General features: G+C 73.8%; 8 protein-coding genes. 1 reads left to right on the top strand and 7 read right to left on the bottom strand.

Annotated features, from left to right (window positions below; translation table 11 throughout):
• Nucleotides 1-24: 24 nt before the first annotated feature.
• Nucleotides 25-7,440: an Ig-like domain-containing protein gene (locus KB893_RS09640; RefSeq protein WP_211925500.1), complete on the bottom strand. Its 7,416-nt coding sequence runs from the start codon at nt 7,438-7,440 to the stop codon at nt 25-27.
• A gap of 736 nt (nt 7,441-8,176) precedes the next feature.
• On the bottom strand, nt 8,177-9,454 hold the full coding sequence (locus KB893_RS09635) for an acetyl-CoA C-acetyltransferase (RefSeq protein ID WP_211925499.1): 1,278 nt from the start codon (nt 9,452-9,454) through the stop codon (nt 8,177-8,179).
• Between the two features lie 168 nt (nt 9,455-9,622).
• Between KB893_RS09635 and KB893_RS09630 the strand changes: the two genes are divergently transcribed.
• Nucleotides 9,623-10,504, top strand: a complete 882-nt coding sequence (locus tag KB893_RS09630) for a hypothetical protein (RefSeq protein ID WP_211925498.1) — start codon at nt 9,623-9,625, stop codon at nt 10,502-10,504.
• Between the two features lie 148 nt (nt 10,505-10,652).
• Here the strand turns inward: KB893_RS09630 and KB893_RS09625 are convergent, their stop codons facing one another.
• The 5 genes from KB893_RS09625 to KB893_RS09605 all read right to left on the bottom strand — a co-directional run bounded on the left by KB893_RS09625 (nt 10,653) and on the right by KB893_RS09605 (nt 15,941).
• Nucleotides 10,653-11,168 (bottom strand): GNAT family N-acetyltransferase, encoded by a 516-nt coding sequence (locus tag KB893_RS09625; protein WP_211925497.1) that lies wholly within the window; start codon nt 11,166-11,168, stop codon nt 10,653-10,655.
• A gap of 81 nt (nt 11,169-11,249) precedes the next feature.
• Nucleotides 11,250-11,915 (bottom strand): superoxide dismutase family protein, encoded by a 666-nt coding sequence (locus KB893_RS09620; RefSeq protein ID WP_211925496.1) that lies wholly within the window; start codon nt 11,913-11,915, stop codon nt 11,250-11,252.
• A 64-nt stretch (nt 11,916-11,979) separates the two neighbouring features.
• Nucleotides 11,980-13,383, bottom strand: coding sequence for a nitrogen regulation protein NR(I) (ntrC, locus tag KB893_RS09615; protein WP_211925495.1), 1,404 nt, complete (start codon nt 13,381-13,383; stop codon nt 11,980-11,982).
• Nucleotides 13,370-14,422, bottom strand: a complete 1,053-nt coding sequence (locus KB893_RS09610; protein ID WP_211925504.1) for a two-component system sensor histidine kinase NtrB — start codon at nt 14,420-14,422, stop codon at nt 13,370-13,372. Before KB893_RS09610 ends, ntrC begins: the two co-directional genes overlap by 14 nt.
• Nucleotides 14,423-14,657: 235 nt before the next feature.
• Nucleotides 14,658-15,941, bottom strand: a complete 1,284-nt coding sequence (locus KB893_RS09605; protein WP_377730146.1) for an ammonium transporter — start codon at nt 15,939-15,941, stop codon at nt 14,658-14,660.
• Nucleotides 15,942-15,994: the final 53 nt, after the last annotated feature.

Genomic DNA, 15,994 nt, shown 5'->3' with positions numbered 1-15,994 from the left:
GCGGCCGGATGCGACCGATCCTGCTCAGCCAACCGCGACCCCGATGTCCTCGTCGACCAGCAGGCTCACGTTGCCGAGGCTGTACTCGGCGTAGACCTCGCCGCCGATGGTGGCGCTCGCGCCGGTGGCCGTGGCGCCGGTCAGCGTCACCGCGTCGGCGGCGTCGCCGTCGATCCTGAGCGCATCGAACTCGTCGGTCAGCGCCTCGGCGGCGACCTCGTCCAGTGTCAGCTCCACGCCGACCCCGAGATTCGCGCCGAGATCGATCGTCTCGATGCCGGCCACGCGATCGGTCTCGCCGCTCAGGTCGAGGACGATGCCATCGGCCAGCTCGAGCACGTCCACGCCCAGGCCACCGTCGGCGAGGACGAAGCCGTCGTCGCCCACGACCAGACGGTCGTCGCCGTCGCCACCGCGCAGCAGGTCGGCACCGCCGCCGCCGATGAGCGTGTCGACGCCTACATAGCCGTACAGGCGGTCCTCGCCGGCGTCCCCGGTCAGGAGATCGGCCTCGACGCTGCCTTCGAGCAGGAACCCGGCGCCGCCGTCCAGGGTATTGAGCAGGCTGACGTCGAGCAGGCTGCCGACCGCCGACGAGGACTGGAGGCCCTGCGCGTCGGTGGCTTCGATCGTGAGCGCGTTGAGCAGGTCCAGGCTGAGCAGGGAGCCGTCGAGCAGGCCGCCGTCCCCGTTGGTGAGGTGGACGGTGGCCAGCAGCTCGTTGATCTCGACGTTGTCGAGCGTCCCGCCCGGCGCGGCGGAGATCGTGATCGTGGCGCTGGGCGCCAGCAGCCCCAGCACGCCGCCGTCGCTCGCGACCTCCACGGTGTAGCCGAAGGCTTCGGCCATCGCCTCCGAATAGCCGAAGCCCAGCGGCGTCAGGTTCAGGCCCAGCAGGGGCTCGTAGCGGACCTGCACACGGCTGAGGTTGTTGTCGGCGTCGACCGCGACCAGATCCTGGTGGTCGAGGTCGACCAGCCCCAGCGCCTCGACACCGACCAGCCCCAGCAGCGACGTCGCCGAGACCTGGGTCTGCGGCGCCACGTTGGCGGGATCGAAGCCGTTCTGCGGGACGCCGCTGGAGTCGAATTCGACCGTGGTGGAGCTGGTGTCGCCGTCGCCGTCGGTGGCGACGAAATCGACCGTCGTGGTGCCGTCGCCGGCCTCGCCCTCGACCTCGGCCTGGTCCACGACCAGCGTGCCGTTGGCCAGCAGGTCGGCGATCACCGCATGGTCGGAACCGAGGCCGGAGACCAGGTCGACACCTTCCAGGACGATCTGCTGGTCGGTGGCCGCCGCATTGCCCGCATTCCAGCCGCCGGCGTAGCCGCCGGAGCTGCTGATCGAGACCACGGTGTTGCCGTCGACCACCGCGAAGTGGAGGTAGCGCACCAGGTTGCCCGGGTTGGCGCCCACGGCACCCTCGCCGGTGAGCAGGCGCGAGAGGTCGAGCACGTCCCCACCGGCGGCCACGCCGGCGCCGGAGAAGTCGGTGATGCGGTCGCTCACCGCGCCGCCGCCGTCGCCGTCTTCCCACAGGAACACGTCGCTGCCGGCGCCGCCGGTGAGCACATCGGCGCCGGTGCCGCCGATCAGGATGTCGTTGCCGGCGCCGCCACGGAGGATGTCGCTGCCGGCACCGCCGCGCAGCAGGTCGGATCCGAGCCCGCCGTTGAGGGTGTCGTTGCCCGCCAGGCCGTAGAGACGGTCGGCGGTGTCCGCCGGATTGGTGTCGCCGTTGAGGGTGTCGCCGGCGCCGGTGCCGGTGCGCACGTTCTGCGGCGGCGTCGCGCCGAGCAGGCCGCTGACGAGGCTGAGGTCCAGCAGCTCGGTGCTGGAGGCGGTGTCGCTCGCGGTGCCGTCGGACACGGTCATCGTGAACGTCGGCGCCAGGCCCAGGGTGAGCAGGCTGCTGAGGCCGCCGGTGACGGTGATCGACGCCAGGAACTCGTTGAGCGCGAGCGTATCGACGGGGCCGCCGTCCTCGCCGGTGATGACGATCCTGGAGCGCGTGTAGACCAGCGTGTTCGTGGTGGTCAGCGTCACGTCGAGCCCCAGCTCGTCCGCCAGCGCCTGCGAGAAGCCGAGGCGCCGTGCGGCGAGATCGAGGCCGGCCTGGAAGGTCAGCTCGACCCGGCTCACCTCGCCGTCGTCGTCGCGGGCGGTGAAGAACTGCTGCGAACTCAGGTCGATCAGCCCCAGGACGTTGGCGTCGACGAGGCCGAGCAGGGCGCCGGGCGAGGCGATGTTGGCCACGGGTGCCGAATTGCTGTCGGGCGTGGCCGCCACGCCGGTGGCGCTGTAGGTGTACGCACCGGTCTCCACGTCCACGGCGATGCTCTCGCCGCGGTAGGTGTCGATCGTGAGCTGACCCGCACTGTAGGAGTAGCCGGCGAAGACGCTGGCATCGCCGCTCGTGCTGACGGTGCCGGTCGCCTCGTCCACCGAGAAGGTGACGCCGTCGACGACCAGCGCGGTCAGCGTGCCGCCGTCGGCGCCGAAGTCGTCGACCACGTTGCCGCTCACGGAGCCGGCGCTGGTGAGCACCACCGTGGCCGGTGCTGCCAGCTGCGGGACACCGTCGGCGACCTGCAGGCCGAGACCGGCCGTCGCGGTATCGCCGGTCGCGTCGGTCGCAGTCGCCAGCAGGGCCACGTCGAGGACATCGGCGCCGGCCGCGGGATGGTCGAGCGGAGCCGACAGCATCACCGTGTAGCTGCCATCGGCGGCCACGCTCACCCGCAGGACCTCCACCCCGCCCGCGCTTCCGACCAGGGTGTCGGTGCCGACACCGCTCCAGGCCAGTGCGACGCCGCCGCTGGTGAGCGGCGCCGTGGGCTCGGCGAGGCTCCAGCTCAGCCCCCCGTTGGCGCCGGCGACCGAGAACACCCCGGTGGCCACGGCAGCCCCGCCGTCCAGCGCCGACTCGTCGACCGTTGCGCCCGTCGCGCCGGCCGCCAATGGCACCGCGTCGACGGTCAGCTCGACCGCGTTCGACGGTGCCGAGGGCGTGCCTGCGATGCCGTAGTGGATCGCGGTCGCGGTGTAGTCGCCATCGGGCAGCGGCCCGCCATAGGCGATGTCGACGCTGTCGCCGGCGGCGACGTCCGTCGCCAGCGTCACCGAGGCGACGTAGGTCTGGCCGCCGTCGCTGAAGGTCACTTCCACGCGCTCGCCGGCGCCGCCGCCCTCGGGAAGAATCACCTCGGCCAGCACCCCGTCGCCCAGTTCGACCTCGTCGACGAGGCCGTCTGCGGCCTCCGCGATCGCCAGCGACGGCGTCGCCGGAATCTCGACATCGACGTCGAATGCCACGGGCGCCGAGTCGGGACCGCTGTTGCCGGCGGCGTCGGTCACCGCCGCGATGGCCTCGTAGGACCCGCTGACGAAGCCGCCGCCGGGCACGGTGACGGTGACCGAGCCTGCCGCGATGTCCGCGGCCGTCAAGGTCTGCTGGCCGCTGAGGCTCACCGCACCGTCGGTGACGGTGACCGTCACCCTGTCGCCCGCCACGGCGTCGGCCGGAAGACCGACCACCGCCTGCAGCCCGTCGGCGAGTTCGCCGGCGACGACCGCACCGTCCGCGGCTTCGGGAATCGCCAGCGACAACGGTGCCGATGGCGCATCCGTGTCCAGGTCGAAGCCGACGCTGTTGGACGGCTGCGAGGATTGTCCGGCAGCGTCCTCGATCACGGCCTGCACCGTGTAGGGACCGTCGGCACCCAGCCCCACGCCGGCCACGGTCGCCACGCCTGCGCCGATGTCCGCGGCGGTGACCGCGTAGGAGGTGGTCGCCGCGCCATCCGGGCCGGTGACGGTGAGGACAATGACGTCGCCTGCCTCCGTGCCCGGGGTAAGCGTCACGGCGACGTCGATGCCGTCGGCGACCTCGGCGGCACCGACGCTGCCGTCGGCGGCCTCGACGACGGCGATGGCCGGAGCGCCCTGCCCGCCGGCGCCGCCGGGAGAGGTCGTATCCACCGTCACCGGTGCCAGCGCGGCCGCGGGGCTGGGGTTGCCCGCGGCATCGCGCTGGCGCACCAGGATCTGGTCCGTGCCGTAGTCGCCCTCGGGCAGTTCGAAGGAACCGCCGCTGCCCGCGCTCCAGCTGTCGCCACCGTCGAGCGAGTACTCCCAGCTGCCGCCGGCCTCGAGATCATCCACCAGCACGGTGCCGTCGGCGGTGATGCGGTCACCGGCCTCGCCGGTGTCGGCCTCCAGGGCCGGAGCCGGGGGCGGGGGCGCATCCACGTCCAGATCGAAGCCGGCCGACACGCCCGGAGCCGAGCTGTTGCCGGCCGCGTCGACGATCACCGCCTCGGCGGTGTAGGTGCCGCTCTCCAGGGTTGCGCCGCCCACCGGCACCAGGGCGCTGCCGGCTTCGCCCTCCGCGGCGGTGACCACATGGGTCGCGGTGGCCACGAGCGTACCGCCGTCATCCAGCAGCGAGACGGTGATTGTGTCGCCCGCGCGGGTGCCGGCGGTCAGCGTGACGGCGATGCCGACGCCATCCGCCGCCTCGGCCGCGTTGACGAAGCCGTCCGCGGCTTCCGGTACCCCGACGACGGGCGCGTCGGTGCCGTCGTCGCCACCGGGGTCCGAGTTGTCGACGACGACCGCATCGAGCGTGCCGCTGTCGCTGAGGTTGCCGGCCGCGTCGCGCTGGCGCACCCGCACTTCGCCTTCGGCGTAGCTGCCCTCGGGCACCTCGAAGGAGGTGCCGGAGCCGGCTGTCCATGTCTCGCCGGCATCCAGGGAATACTCCCAGCTGCCGCCCGCCTCGAGCTGCGAGACCTCCACCGTGGTGTCTACGGTGACGGAGGTGGCACCGACACCGGATGCATTCCCGGCCGGGTCGCGGATCACCGCCTCGGCGCTGTAGGCGCCGTCCACCAGGTCGGCCGTCGACAGGAGGGCCGACACGACGCCGAGCCCGACATCGGCCTCGGTGACCACGACGGTCTGCGTGGCCACGACGGTTCCCGCATCGTTGCGCAGCTGGATCTGGACGCTGTCACCGCTGGCGGTGGCATCGGTGAGGTCGACGAAGACGCGTACGCCATCGGCGGCCTCGGCGGCATTGATGCCGCCCTCGGCCTCCGGCACCGCAACGAGCGGAATCTGGCTGCCGTCGATGCCGCCCGGACCGGTCGTATCGACCGCGAAGTCGTCGCTCGTGCCGGTGGCCGAGCCGTTGCCGGCGGCGTCGGTGATCGTGGCTGCGGCGCTGTAGCTGCCGTCGGCCAGGCCCGCGCCGGCCACGGTGACCTCGACGCTGCCGGCGGCGATGTCGGCGGCGGTCAGCGTGTAGTCGGCGGAGCCCACGACGCCGCCGCCGTCGTCGAGGATGCTCACCGCCACCGTGTCGCCGGCCTGCGCGCCCGCCGTGAGCGCGACGCCGACCTGCACGCCGTCTGCCAGCTCGTCGGCATTGACGCCGCCGTCGGCGGCCTCGGGCACCGTCACCACCGGCGCGTCGCTGCCGTCCGGGCCGCCCGGGCTGGTGGTGTCGATGCCGAAGGGCGCGCTGCGGCCGGGCGCCGAGCTGTTGCCGGCGGCGTCGGTGATGATCGCCTCGGCCTCGTAGCTGCCGTCGACGAGCCCGGTGCCGGGCACGGTGACCTGCACGCTGCCGGCCGCGACGTCGGCGTCGGTCACCGCATACGTGCCGACGTTGGTGACGCTGCCGTCGCCGTTGGCGACCGTGACCGTCACCGTGTCGCCGGCCTGGGTCCCGGGCGTCAGGCCGACCTCGACCTGGACGCCGTCGTCGAGCTCGGCGGCATTGATCCCGTCCACGGCCTCCGGAACGGCGACCGTCGGCGCCTCGTCGCCGTCGATGCCGCCGGGGCTGGTGGTGTCGACGATGTAGGCGCGCGTCGCGGTGACGGTGCCGACGTTGCCCGCAGCGTCCGACGCCGTCACGCTCACCTCGACCTGCCGGTCCACGTCGTCCGCCAGCGCGCTGCCGGGCACGGTGACCGACCAAGCCCCCGTCGCGTCCACCGCCGTGATGTAGGCGTCGCCGTCGACGATGACGGTGACCGCGTCGCCGTCGGAAAACACACCGGTGACCCGGCCGCTGACCGTCACGTCGCCGGTCGATTCCCCGAGATCCAGCGCGTCGTCGCCGGCCACCGGATCGATCGCGACGGCCGTGGTGTCTGGGCCGGGCGCGACGGCATCGGGCGCAACCACGCTCGCCGGCGCAGACGTGTTGCCGGCGGCATCGGTGAGATCGACCGCCAGTTCCTGGCCGTCGAGCTGCGGCGGAGCGACGGCCACGGCGAAGCGTCCGTCGTCGCCCACCGTGCCCTCGCCGATGACATCGCCGTCCTCGTCGAGCACGCGCACGCTGCTGCCCGGCTCGCCCGCGCCGGTGACCACATCGCCCTCGTCGGCGACGGCAAGATCGCTCGGCGCGGCCGGCGGAGTACCGTCGGGAGCCGCGACCGCGGCGGGAGGCGACGTGTTGCCGGCCGCATCGGTCAGGTCGACTGTCAGGTTCTGGCTCTCGAGCTGCGGCGGATCGAGCTCGACTTCGAAGCGGCCGTCGGCGCCGACCGTGCCTTCGCCGATCACCTCGCCGCTCTCGTCGATCACGCGCACGCTGGCGCCCGGCTCGCCGGCACCGCTCACCACGTCGCCATCGCCGCCGACGGCGAGATCGGTCGGCGCGGCGGGCGCGGTCGTGTCGGGCGCGTCGACGGTGGCGGGGTCGGACGTGTTCCCGGCGGGATCGGTCAGGTCGACTGCCAGCTCCTGGCCGTCACGCTGCGGCGGGTCGAGCTCGACTTCGAATTCGCCGCCGGCGCCGACGGTGCCTTCGCCGATGACGTCGCCGTTCTCGTCGACCACGCGCACGATGGCGCCGGGCTCGCCGCTGCCCGTCACCACCTCGCCGTCATCGCTGACGGCCAGATCGGTGGGCGGCGTGGGCGCGGTCGTGTCGCTGACCGGCGGGGAGGGATCGACGCCGCCATCGTCGTCATCGTCATCCCCGCCGCCACCGCCGCCTCCACCGGCGGCGGCGGCCAGGCCGACCGCGCCGAGGATCGGCAGCGCGATCGCTGCTGCCCCCAGTCCCTCGCCGGCAGCCACCAGCGGCGCCGGTCCCTCCCAGGCGACGGTGGTGTAGGGAAGCACGCCCTGCTCGACGGCGACGGACTGCACCTGCAGCAGCTCGCCGTCGTCGTCCAGGAACAGGCGCCCGTCCTCGTCCTCCTCGAAGAACCGCGGCACCCGCAGCGTGCCCATGCCGCGCAGGGTGATCAGCAGATCGTCCCCGTCGCGGACCAGCTGCTCGACCTCCTCCGGCCCGACCGGGATCTGGATGTCGTCGACGTCCGCCATGGGCACCGCGCCCGAGCCGGCCTGCGGGAATTCGACCTCGAGAACGTCGCGATCTGGACCTGAGACGGAGGCGATGACGGTGGGCATGGGTGGCTGCTCCCCTGGTTCGTGGTGGCTGCGCTAGGACCGTCCGCACCGCCTGCACGTAGCGGCGGCGGGACGGACTCGGGATGTGGGAGGGACGCGGTCGCCCGGCGGTCGGGCGCGACCGGCATGTGCGCGCCGGAAGCCGCGGCTGGAGAACGCCGTGCCGGCGTCGCCTGCCATGGCCGCGACGCCCCGCGCACAGGCGCTGCCGTCGCATCCGATGTGGCGGACCTGGCGGCGGGGCGCGTGCCATGAGCTGGCACATGCCGGGAGGCGGGGACGGATGTCCATGGACAGGCGGCGGCGCTCCGGGCGATACGGATTCGCGTGGCGTGACGCGACGCATCGATCTAACGGCGGAACATCGAGCGGCGGAATGAGAACGTTCTGAAAGCGGCCGCCGCAGCGGAGGCGGGCGGTACGAACGTGAAAGCTCGGTGATGATGCCGAGCAGATCGCCGACGATGGCGGTAGATGAGCCGCGCGCGGGGCGCCACGGCGTCAGGCCGAAAGGGTGCCGCAGCGCATCAGCGCCAGCGCGGCGCGCGGCCGATGGGGATGTTCACGCACGCGCCCGTGCAGGGACCAGCCGCCAGGCGTCGAGCGACGCAGGGGCCCCGCGGCCCCGCTCGTGGACGCCCGTGCGCGTATGTCCGGGCACGGCGGCGTTGCACCGCCGGCCGGAGGAGCCGGGATCAGGCCGGGGAACGGCCCGTGCGGGGAGACGAAGCGGGCTTCAGCGCTCCATGATCGCAACCACGCCCATGCCGCCGGCGGTGCAGATCGAGATCAGCGCGCGGCCGGACCCCTTCTCCTTGAGGAGCTTGGCGGTGGTGGCGACGATGCGTGCGCCGGTCGCGGCGAAGGGATGGCCGAGCGCCAGCGAGGAGCCGACCACGTTGAGCCGGCTGCGGTCGATCGAGCCGAGCGGCGCGTCGAGTCCGAGCTTGGTCCTGCAGAACTCGGCACTCTCCCAGGCGCGCAGGGTGCACAGCACCTGCGCGGCGAAGGCCTCGTGGATCTCGTAGAAGTCGAAGTCCTGCAGGGTCAGGCCGTTGCGGGCCAGGAGCTGGGCCACCGCCCAGGCCGGCGCCATCAGCAGGCCCTCGCCGTGGACGAAGTCCACCGCCGCGACCTGGGTGTCGCGGATCCAGGCGAGCGGCTCGTGGCCGTGCGCCTGCGCCCACTCGTCGGAGGCGATCAGGCAGGCGGCGGCGCCGTCGGTGAGCGGCGTGGAGTTGCCCGCGGTCAGCGTGCCCTGCCCGGAGGTGCGGTCGAAGGCCGGCTTCAGGGTGGCGAGCTTCTCCAGCGAGGTGTCCGGGCGCAGGATGTTGTCGCGCTGCACGCCGCGGAAGCTGACCACGAGGTCGTCGTAGAAGCCGCGCTCGTAGGCGGCGGCGGCCTTGTGGTGCGAGGCGACCGCGAGTTCGTCCTGCGACTCGCGCGGGATCGCCCACTCCTTGGCCATCATCTCGCAGTGCTCGCCCATCGACTTGCCGGTGCGCGGCTCGCCCACGCCGGGGAACTCCGGCGCCAGGTCGCGCAGCGAGAAGCCGCTCAGCGCGGCGAGACGGCCCTTGAGGTCCTTCGCGCGGTTGAGGTCGAGCAGGCGCCGGCGCAGCGCGCGGCTGACCGCGATCGGCGGATCGGAGGTGGTGTCGGAGCCGCCGCCGATGCCGGCCTCGATCTGGCCGAGGGCGACCTTGTTGGCCACCGCCACGATGGTGTCGAGGCTGGTGCCGCAGGCGCGCTGCATGGTGATGCCGGGCGTGTGCGGATGCAGGCCCGACGACAGCGTCGCCTCGCGGCCGATGTTCCAGTCCGAGGCGTGCTTGAGCACCGCACCCATCGCCACTTCGCCGAGGATCTCGCCGTGCAGCCGGTAGCGCTCCACCAGGGCGCCCAGGGTACGGATCGACATCCCGAGGTTGCCGACGTCCGAATACGCGGTATTGCTGCGGCAGAAGGGGATACGGACGCCGCCGAGCACGGCGACGGGACGGGATTGACGCATGGCGTGGCCTCGTTGCGCGGCCCGGGCCGCGTGCGCCGCCCGGGCATAATGCGTGTCCGCCATAGCTTAGTGACTGCGGCCGCCCGCGCCAAACGGTGGCGTATGCATGAAGTCCGCCGCCGTTCACGCCGGTGAGCGCGGTCCGCGACCGTCTTCGAGGAGTCCGTGATGCCGATGTCCACCGACCGCTGCTTCGGCGCGCTTGCGCTGGAGCTGGTCCCCTCCACCCTCGCCGACCGGCTGGCACTGGACCAGGAGTCGGCCGGCGCGCTCGGCGAGCGCATCGCCCGCGACCTCGCCCGGCATGCGCCGGAGGCGCCCGCGCTCGACCTCGCACTGGTGGCGGCGCATTTCGACCCGGTCGAGCTGCTGCGCCCGCGCTGGCCGGTGCACGCGACGCTCGCCGATCTGGCTGCGCGCGCGCCGGGACGCGCCGACCAGGGCCGCATCATCGCCTTCGGCAGCGACGACGGCCGCCTGCCCGCGGCGCTCGCGCCGGACGGGAACTACGTCGGCGGGCCGCTGCGGCTGGTGCCGTTCGCCCTGGTCGGCGAGGCCGCCACTGCCGCGGCGGTCGGCATGCGCCTGGAGGAGACCCTGCTCGACACCGGCATGGCCGATCCCGCGACCGCGCTGCTGGCGCAGGACGCGTTCGGCGCACAGGTCGAGCACGCCCGCTACCTCACCCTGCACGACCTGGTCGCGATGACGGCGATGCAGTACGGGCATGCCGGGCTGGACGGGCTCTGGCCGCTGATCGAGGCGGCCCTGCTCGCGCCGGGCGAGGAGGTCTGGCTCGACGCACCGCCGGAGCCGCTGCTGCGCCACGCCGACGGCGGCGTGCGCGCCGCCGGCTTCGACATCGGCACCTGGGCCGATGCGGGGCTGGTGCCGGCAGAGACCGGGCCGGAGCGGTTCGGGGCGGCGTTCGGCCATTTCCAGCGCCGCCAGCGCCAGCTGCTGGCCGTGCTCGGCGCGCACGGCATCGGCGTGGAGACGGTGGCGATCGCGCCGGGCGAGGAGGCGCGGGGGCGGTTGGTCGGGGGGTAGGGCGGGTAAGGCGGGGATCGGGAAGCGGGAAGCGGGAAGCGGGAATGGCGAGGGTGTTCCGGCAGCAGGGAAAGCGGCCCGGCCCTGGTCGCTTCCGGTCGCGGCTGAAGCCGCTCCTACGGGGCGCTCGCGGCACTCGCGTGGAACTTCACCGGTCCCGGTTCCCGAGTCCCGAGTCCCGCTTCATCTCCACCTCGTACATCGCATACCCCGCGTCCCCCATCCCCAGCGACGCATAGGTCGCCTGCGCAGCGGCGTTGTGCTTCTCGACGTAGAGCCGGAGGCCGCAGACCTGGGGATCGGCGCGGGCGGCATCCTCCACGTGGGCGTAGAGCGCGCGGAACACGCCGCGGCGGCGGTGGTCGGGGGCCACGTAGACGCTCTGGATCCACCACCAGTCGCCGCAGCGCCAGTCGCTCCACTCGCGCGTGAGCATCAGCGTACCGACCGGGATCCGCACCACCTCGGCGCCGCCGTAGGCATCGCTGCTCAGGGCCACGAAATAGCGCGCCCGCGCCGGGTCGGCGATGCCCAGGGCGATCCCGCGCCGCACGGTCTCCTCCGCCAGCGCCCTGCCCTCGGTCTCCTCGGCCATGGCCACGGCCCAGCGCGCGAGGAGGTCGACATCGGAGGCTTCTGCGGGGCGGACGAGGATCTGGCTCATGGCGATTCCTGCGGGAGGCGGATACGACGGCGCCGCTGCGGCAGGGCCGGCAGCGGCGCCAGGGTCAGGCGACGGACGCGGTCACATCGTCCGCATGTCGGCCTCGCCGCCCTGCTCGATCACGCCGCAGGCCCAGCGCCCGCCGGCATCGCCGCTCGGCTGGCTGTCGAGATCGTCGGCCTTCTCGTGCACGACCACGGCCTTGCCGACGATGTCGGTCGGCTCGCCGGTGCCGAGGGTGGCGCCCTCGAGTTCCGCGTCGACCTCGGCCATGCCCTCGCCGTCGGCGCTGATGTTGCCCATGTCGCCGACGTGGTGCGGCTGCTCCTCGGGGCCGCCGTGGGCGACGTCGGTCGGATTGAAGTGCCCGCCGGCGCTGCTGAAGTCCGGCGCGCTGCAGTCGCCGTTCTCGTGCACGTGGAAGCCGTGCTCGCTGTCCGCCGGCAGCCCGGTGACCTGGCCGCTGGCGTGGATCTCGCCGTCGCGCGAGGTGAAGGTGATCGTGCCGCCGATGTCCTGGCCCTCGGCGGACCGCAGGGTGGCGGTGGCGGTCATCGCGGAATCGTCCATGGTCGTGGTCGGCGGCAGATCGCCCGCGGCCGGAGCGGTCGGCGGCGTCGCGGCCGGCGGTGCCGCGGGCGCGTCCGCCGCCGGCGCGTTGTCGTTCATGGCCGTGTCTTCGGGCTCGCGCGCGCAGCCGGCGGCGGCGGCGATGGCGGTGATGGCGACGAACAGTGCGGTACGCATGTCGATGTCCTCGGAGGGCGGGCCCGTCACCTTGGCGCGGCGCCCGTTCATTTGGCGTCAGCGCTCAGCGCTCCGGCGGACGCCGCCCGGCGCCGAGCTTGCGGGTGACCGTGTTGCGGCCGAGGCCGAGCTTGGCCGCCGCGCGCTGCCGGTGTCCACCGGTGTGCGCGAGCGCCGCGTCCAGCAGGGCGGCGTCGAAGCGCCGGAGGGCACTCGCATGCAGGCCGGTCTCGCCGCGGGCGAGCGCGTCGCGCGCCCATGCCCGCAGGACCTCGGTCCACTCCGGCGCCGTGGCCGGCGCCGCATCCGCCCCGAGCGCCGCGGCGAGGTCGGCCAGGCCGACGGTGTGGCCGGGCGCCAGCGCGGCGAGGCGCCAGCACAGGTTGCGCAGCTCGCGCACGTTGCCCGGCCAGGCATGGCGCTGCAGGCGCGCGACCGCCTCCGGCGCGAAGCGTCGGGCGGAGCCGCCCAGCTCCTCGCCCGCCCGCGCCAGGAAGGCCGCGGCCAGCGCCGGTATGTCCTCGCTGCGCTCGCGCAGCGGCGGCACGCGCAGGCGCACCACGTCGAGGCGATGCAGCAGGTCGGCGCGGAACTGGCCGGCCGCCACGCGCTGCTCGAGATCCTGGTGGGTCGCCGCGATCACCCGCACGTCGACGCGGATCAGCTCGCGGCCGCCGACGCGGAAGAACTCGCCCTCGGCCAGCACCCGCAGCAGGCGGGTCTGCAGCGCCGCCGGCATGTCGCCGATCTCGTCCAGGAACAGGGTGCCGCCGTCGGCCTGCTCGAAGCGGCCGACGTGGCGCCGCGCCGCGCCGGTGAAGGCGCCGGCCTCGTGGCCGAAGAGTTCGGACTCCAGCAGCTCGGCGGGGATGGCGGCGGTGTTGAGCGCCACGAACGGCGCGCGCGCGCGCGGCGATTCGCGGTGCAGGGCGCGCGCGACCAGCTCCTTGCCGGTGCCGGTCTCGCCGGTGACCAGCACCGACAGCGGCGCCTGCGCAAGGCGGCCGATGGCGCGGAACAGGGCACGCATCGCCGGCGCCTCGCCGATCAGCACGCTGTCGGCGTCGGCCGGCGCGGCGGCGACCGCCGGCTCCTGCGTGCGCGGCAGCGCGCGTTCGGCCAGCGCCACCGCGTCGTCGAGATCGAACGGCTTGGACAGGAACTCGCGCGCGCCGCCGCGGAACGCGCCGGCGGTCGCGCTGACGTCGGTCCAGGCGCTCATCACCACCACCGGCAGCTCCGGCAGGCGCGCGCGCAGTGCATCCAGGAAGCCCAGGCCGTCGAGACCGGGCATGCGCACGTCGGTGAACACCAGGTCCGGCTGGCTCGCGTCGAGCGCCGCCATCGCCTCGTCGGCGCGCTGGAACTCGCGCACCCGGTAGCCGGCCTCGCGCAGCGCCTGGGCCAGCACGAAGCGCACCGCACGGTCGTCGTCGACCACCCACACCGCCGCCTCAGGCCCCGGCATCGACGGGCGCCTCCTCGACGGGCGCCGCCTCCGACGCGGCCGGCAGCAGCAGGATGAACACCGTGCGCCCTGGCCGCGAGCGGTAGCTCAGCGCGCCGCCGTGCTCGCGCGCGATCTGCTGGGTCAGCGGCAGCCCCAGGCCCGAGCCCTCGGCGCGGCCGGACACCAGCGGCAGGAAGATGCGCTCGGCCAGGTCCTCGGGCACGCCGCGGCCGTCGTCCTCGACCTCGACCCGCAGCGCGAAGCGGTGCGTGGTCGCGCCGATCAGCACCTGGCGCTCGATGCGGGTGCGCAGCAGCACGGTCCCGGCGCCGGATTCGAGCGCGTTGCGCACCAGGTTCCACAGCGCCTGCACCAGGCGGTCCGGATCGCCGTCGACCTCGGGCAGGCTGGGGTCGTAGTCGCGCTGCAGGCGCACCGCCCAGCCGGCCTCGGCCTCGGCCAGCAGGCGCACGCGCTCGAGCACGCTGTGGATGTTGAGCGGCTCGAGCGGGCGCGCCGGCGCCGGGTCGACCAGGCGGTCGAGCAGGGTGCCGAGCCGTGCGCACTCGCTCTGCAGCAGCTCGACCAGGGTGCGCGATTCGGCGTCCTCGACCCGCCGCGACAGCAGCTGGGCGGCGCCCCGGAGCCCGGCCAGCGGGTTGCGGATCTCGTGCGCGAGGCCGCGCAGCGCGGCGTGCAGCGCCGCAGGCATGGCGGTGGCGGGATCGGCGCCGGGGAATTCCTCGACCGGCATCGCCTCCAGCCGCACGCCCTCGCCGTCGCGCACCAGCAGCGCATCGGCGAAATATTCGGCGCCGCCGGGCACGCGCAGGCGCAGCCGGTGCGCGCGCAGGGTGTCGCCGTCGTCGCGCAGGCGCGCGGTCAGCGCGGCCAGGCGTCCGTCCTCGGCGTCGAGCTCGTCGAGGGGCAGGCGCTCGAGCCGGCGCAGGCTCAGCCCGAGCCAGCGCGCGAAGGCGGGATTGCAGCCGGCGATGCTGCCGTCGGCGTGGATCCAGGCGACCGGCAGGCTCAGGGTGTCGAGGGTCGGCGGCGTCATCGCCGCATTGTAGGACGCCGCCGCCGCGCCGCCGGCGGCGTCCTCGGCGGGCGACAACGGCCGCATCATGCGCCCGGCGCGCGACGCGCCGGCCAGCCGCACACGACGCGCCGCCTCCGCCCGTTGCCGTCCGCCACGCACGTCGCGGATCTGCATGCCGCCTCCTTCCTCGCCGCCCGATGCACCCGGCGGATGCCGCGGAACGTCGGCCGCGGTCGCGGCCGACGCCCGTCGCTCAGCTTTCGTAGGCGGATTCGCCGTGGGTGCTGATGTCGAGACCCGCGCGCTCGGCCTCCTCGCTCACGCGCAGGCCGAACACCGCCCGGGCGACGAGGAAACCGACCACCGAGACCGCGCCGATCCAGACCAGGGTGACGCCGACGCCGAGCGCCTGGATCAGCACCTGGCCGGCGATGCTGAAGTCGGCGCCACCGGTGCCGCCGAGGCCGGGCGCGGCGAACACGCCGGTCAGCAGTGCACCGACGATGCCGCCGAGCCCGTGCACGCCGAACACGTCCAGGCTGTCGTCGGCGCCGAGCATGCGCTTGAGGCCGTTGACCCCCCACACGCACACCGCGCCGGCGACCAGGCCGATGACGATCGCGCCCATCGGCCCGACCAGGCCCGCCGCCGGGGTGATGCCGACCAAGCCGGCGATCGCGCCCGAGGCCGCGCCCAACACCGAGGCCTTGCCCTTGCTGATGCGCTCGGTCACGCCCCAGGCCAGCACCGCGGCGGCGGTGGCGAGCATGGTGTTCACGAAGGCGAGTGCCGCGGCGGCGGTGGCCTCGAGGTTGGAGCCGGCGTTGAAGCCGAACCAGCCCACCCACAGCAGGCAGGCGCCGACGTAGGTGAAGGTCAGGTTGTGCGGCTTGATCGCCTCGCGGCGGAAGCCGATGCGGCGCCCGACCATCCATGCGCCGACCAGGCCGGCGACGCCGGCGTTGATGTGCACCACCGTGCCGCCGGCGAAGTCCAGCGCGCCGAGCTCGAACAGGAAGCCGCCCGGCGCCCACACCATGTGCGCGATCGGCAGGTAGCCCAGGGTGAACCAGATCACCGAGAACAGCAGCACCGCGGCAAACCGCGCGCGCTCGGCGAAGCCGCCGACGATGATCGCGCCGGTGATGCCGGCGAAGGTCGCCTGGAACGCGAAGAACACGTACTCGGGCAGCTTGACGCCGTCGCTGAAGGTGTCGGCGAGGCTGTCGACGCCGACGCCCGCCAGGAACAGCTTGTCGAGGCTGCCGATCCACGCGCCGCCGCCGGCGAAGGCCAGGCTGTAGCCGTAGATCGCCCACAGCACCACCAGCAGGCTGAACACGGTCATGACCTGGGTCAGCACCGAGAGCACGTTCTTGGCGCGCACCATGCCGCCGTAGAACAGCGCCAGCCCGGGCATCGCCATCAGCAGCACCAGCAGCGTGGACACCAGCATCCAGGCCACGTCGCCCTTGTCGACGGTGGCCGCGGCGGCCTCCTGCGCCCGGGCCGGCGCGAGCGCGCTCGCCGCGAGCATCAGGACCAGCACGGACGCCGCCCACAGCAGCCGCAGGGTGCGCTCGGTCGAGC

The sequence above is a fragment of the Coralloluteibacterium stylophorae genome (genome assembly GCF_018122625.2).
GTDB classification, from domain to species: domain Bacteria; phylum Pseudomonadota; class Gammaproteobacteria; order Xanthomonadales; family Xanthomonadaceae; genus Coralloluteibacterium; species Coralloluteibacterium stylophorae.
This window is presented reverse-complemented; position numbering and strand designations above follow the sequence as displayed.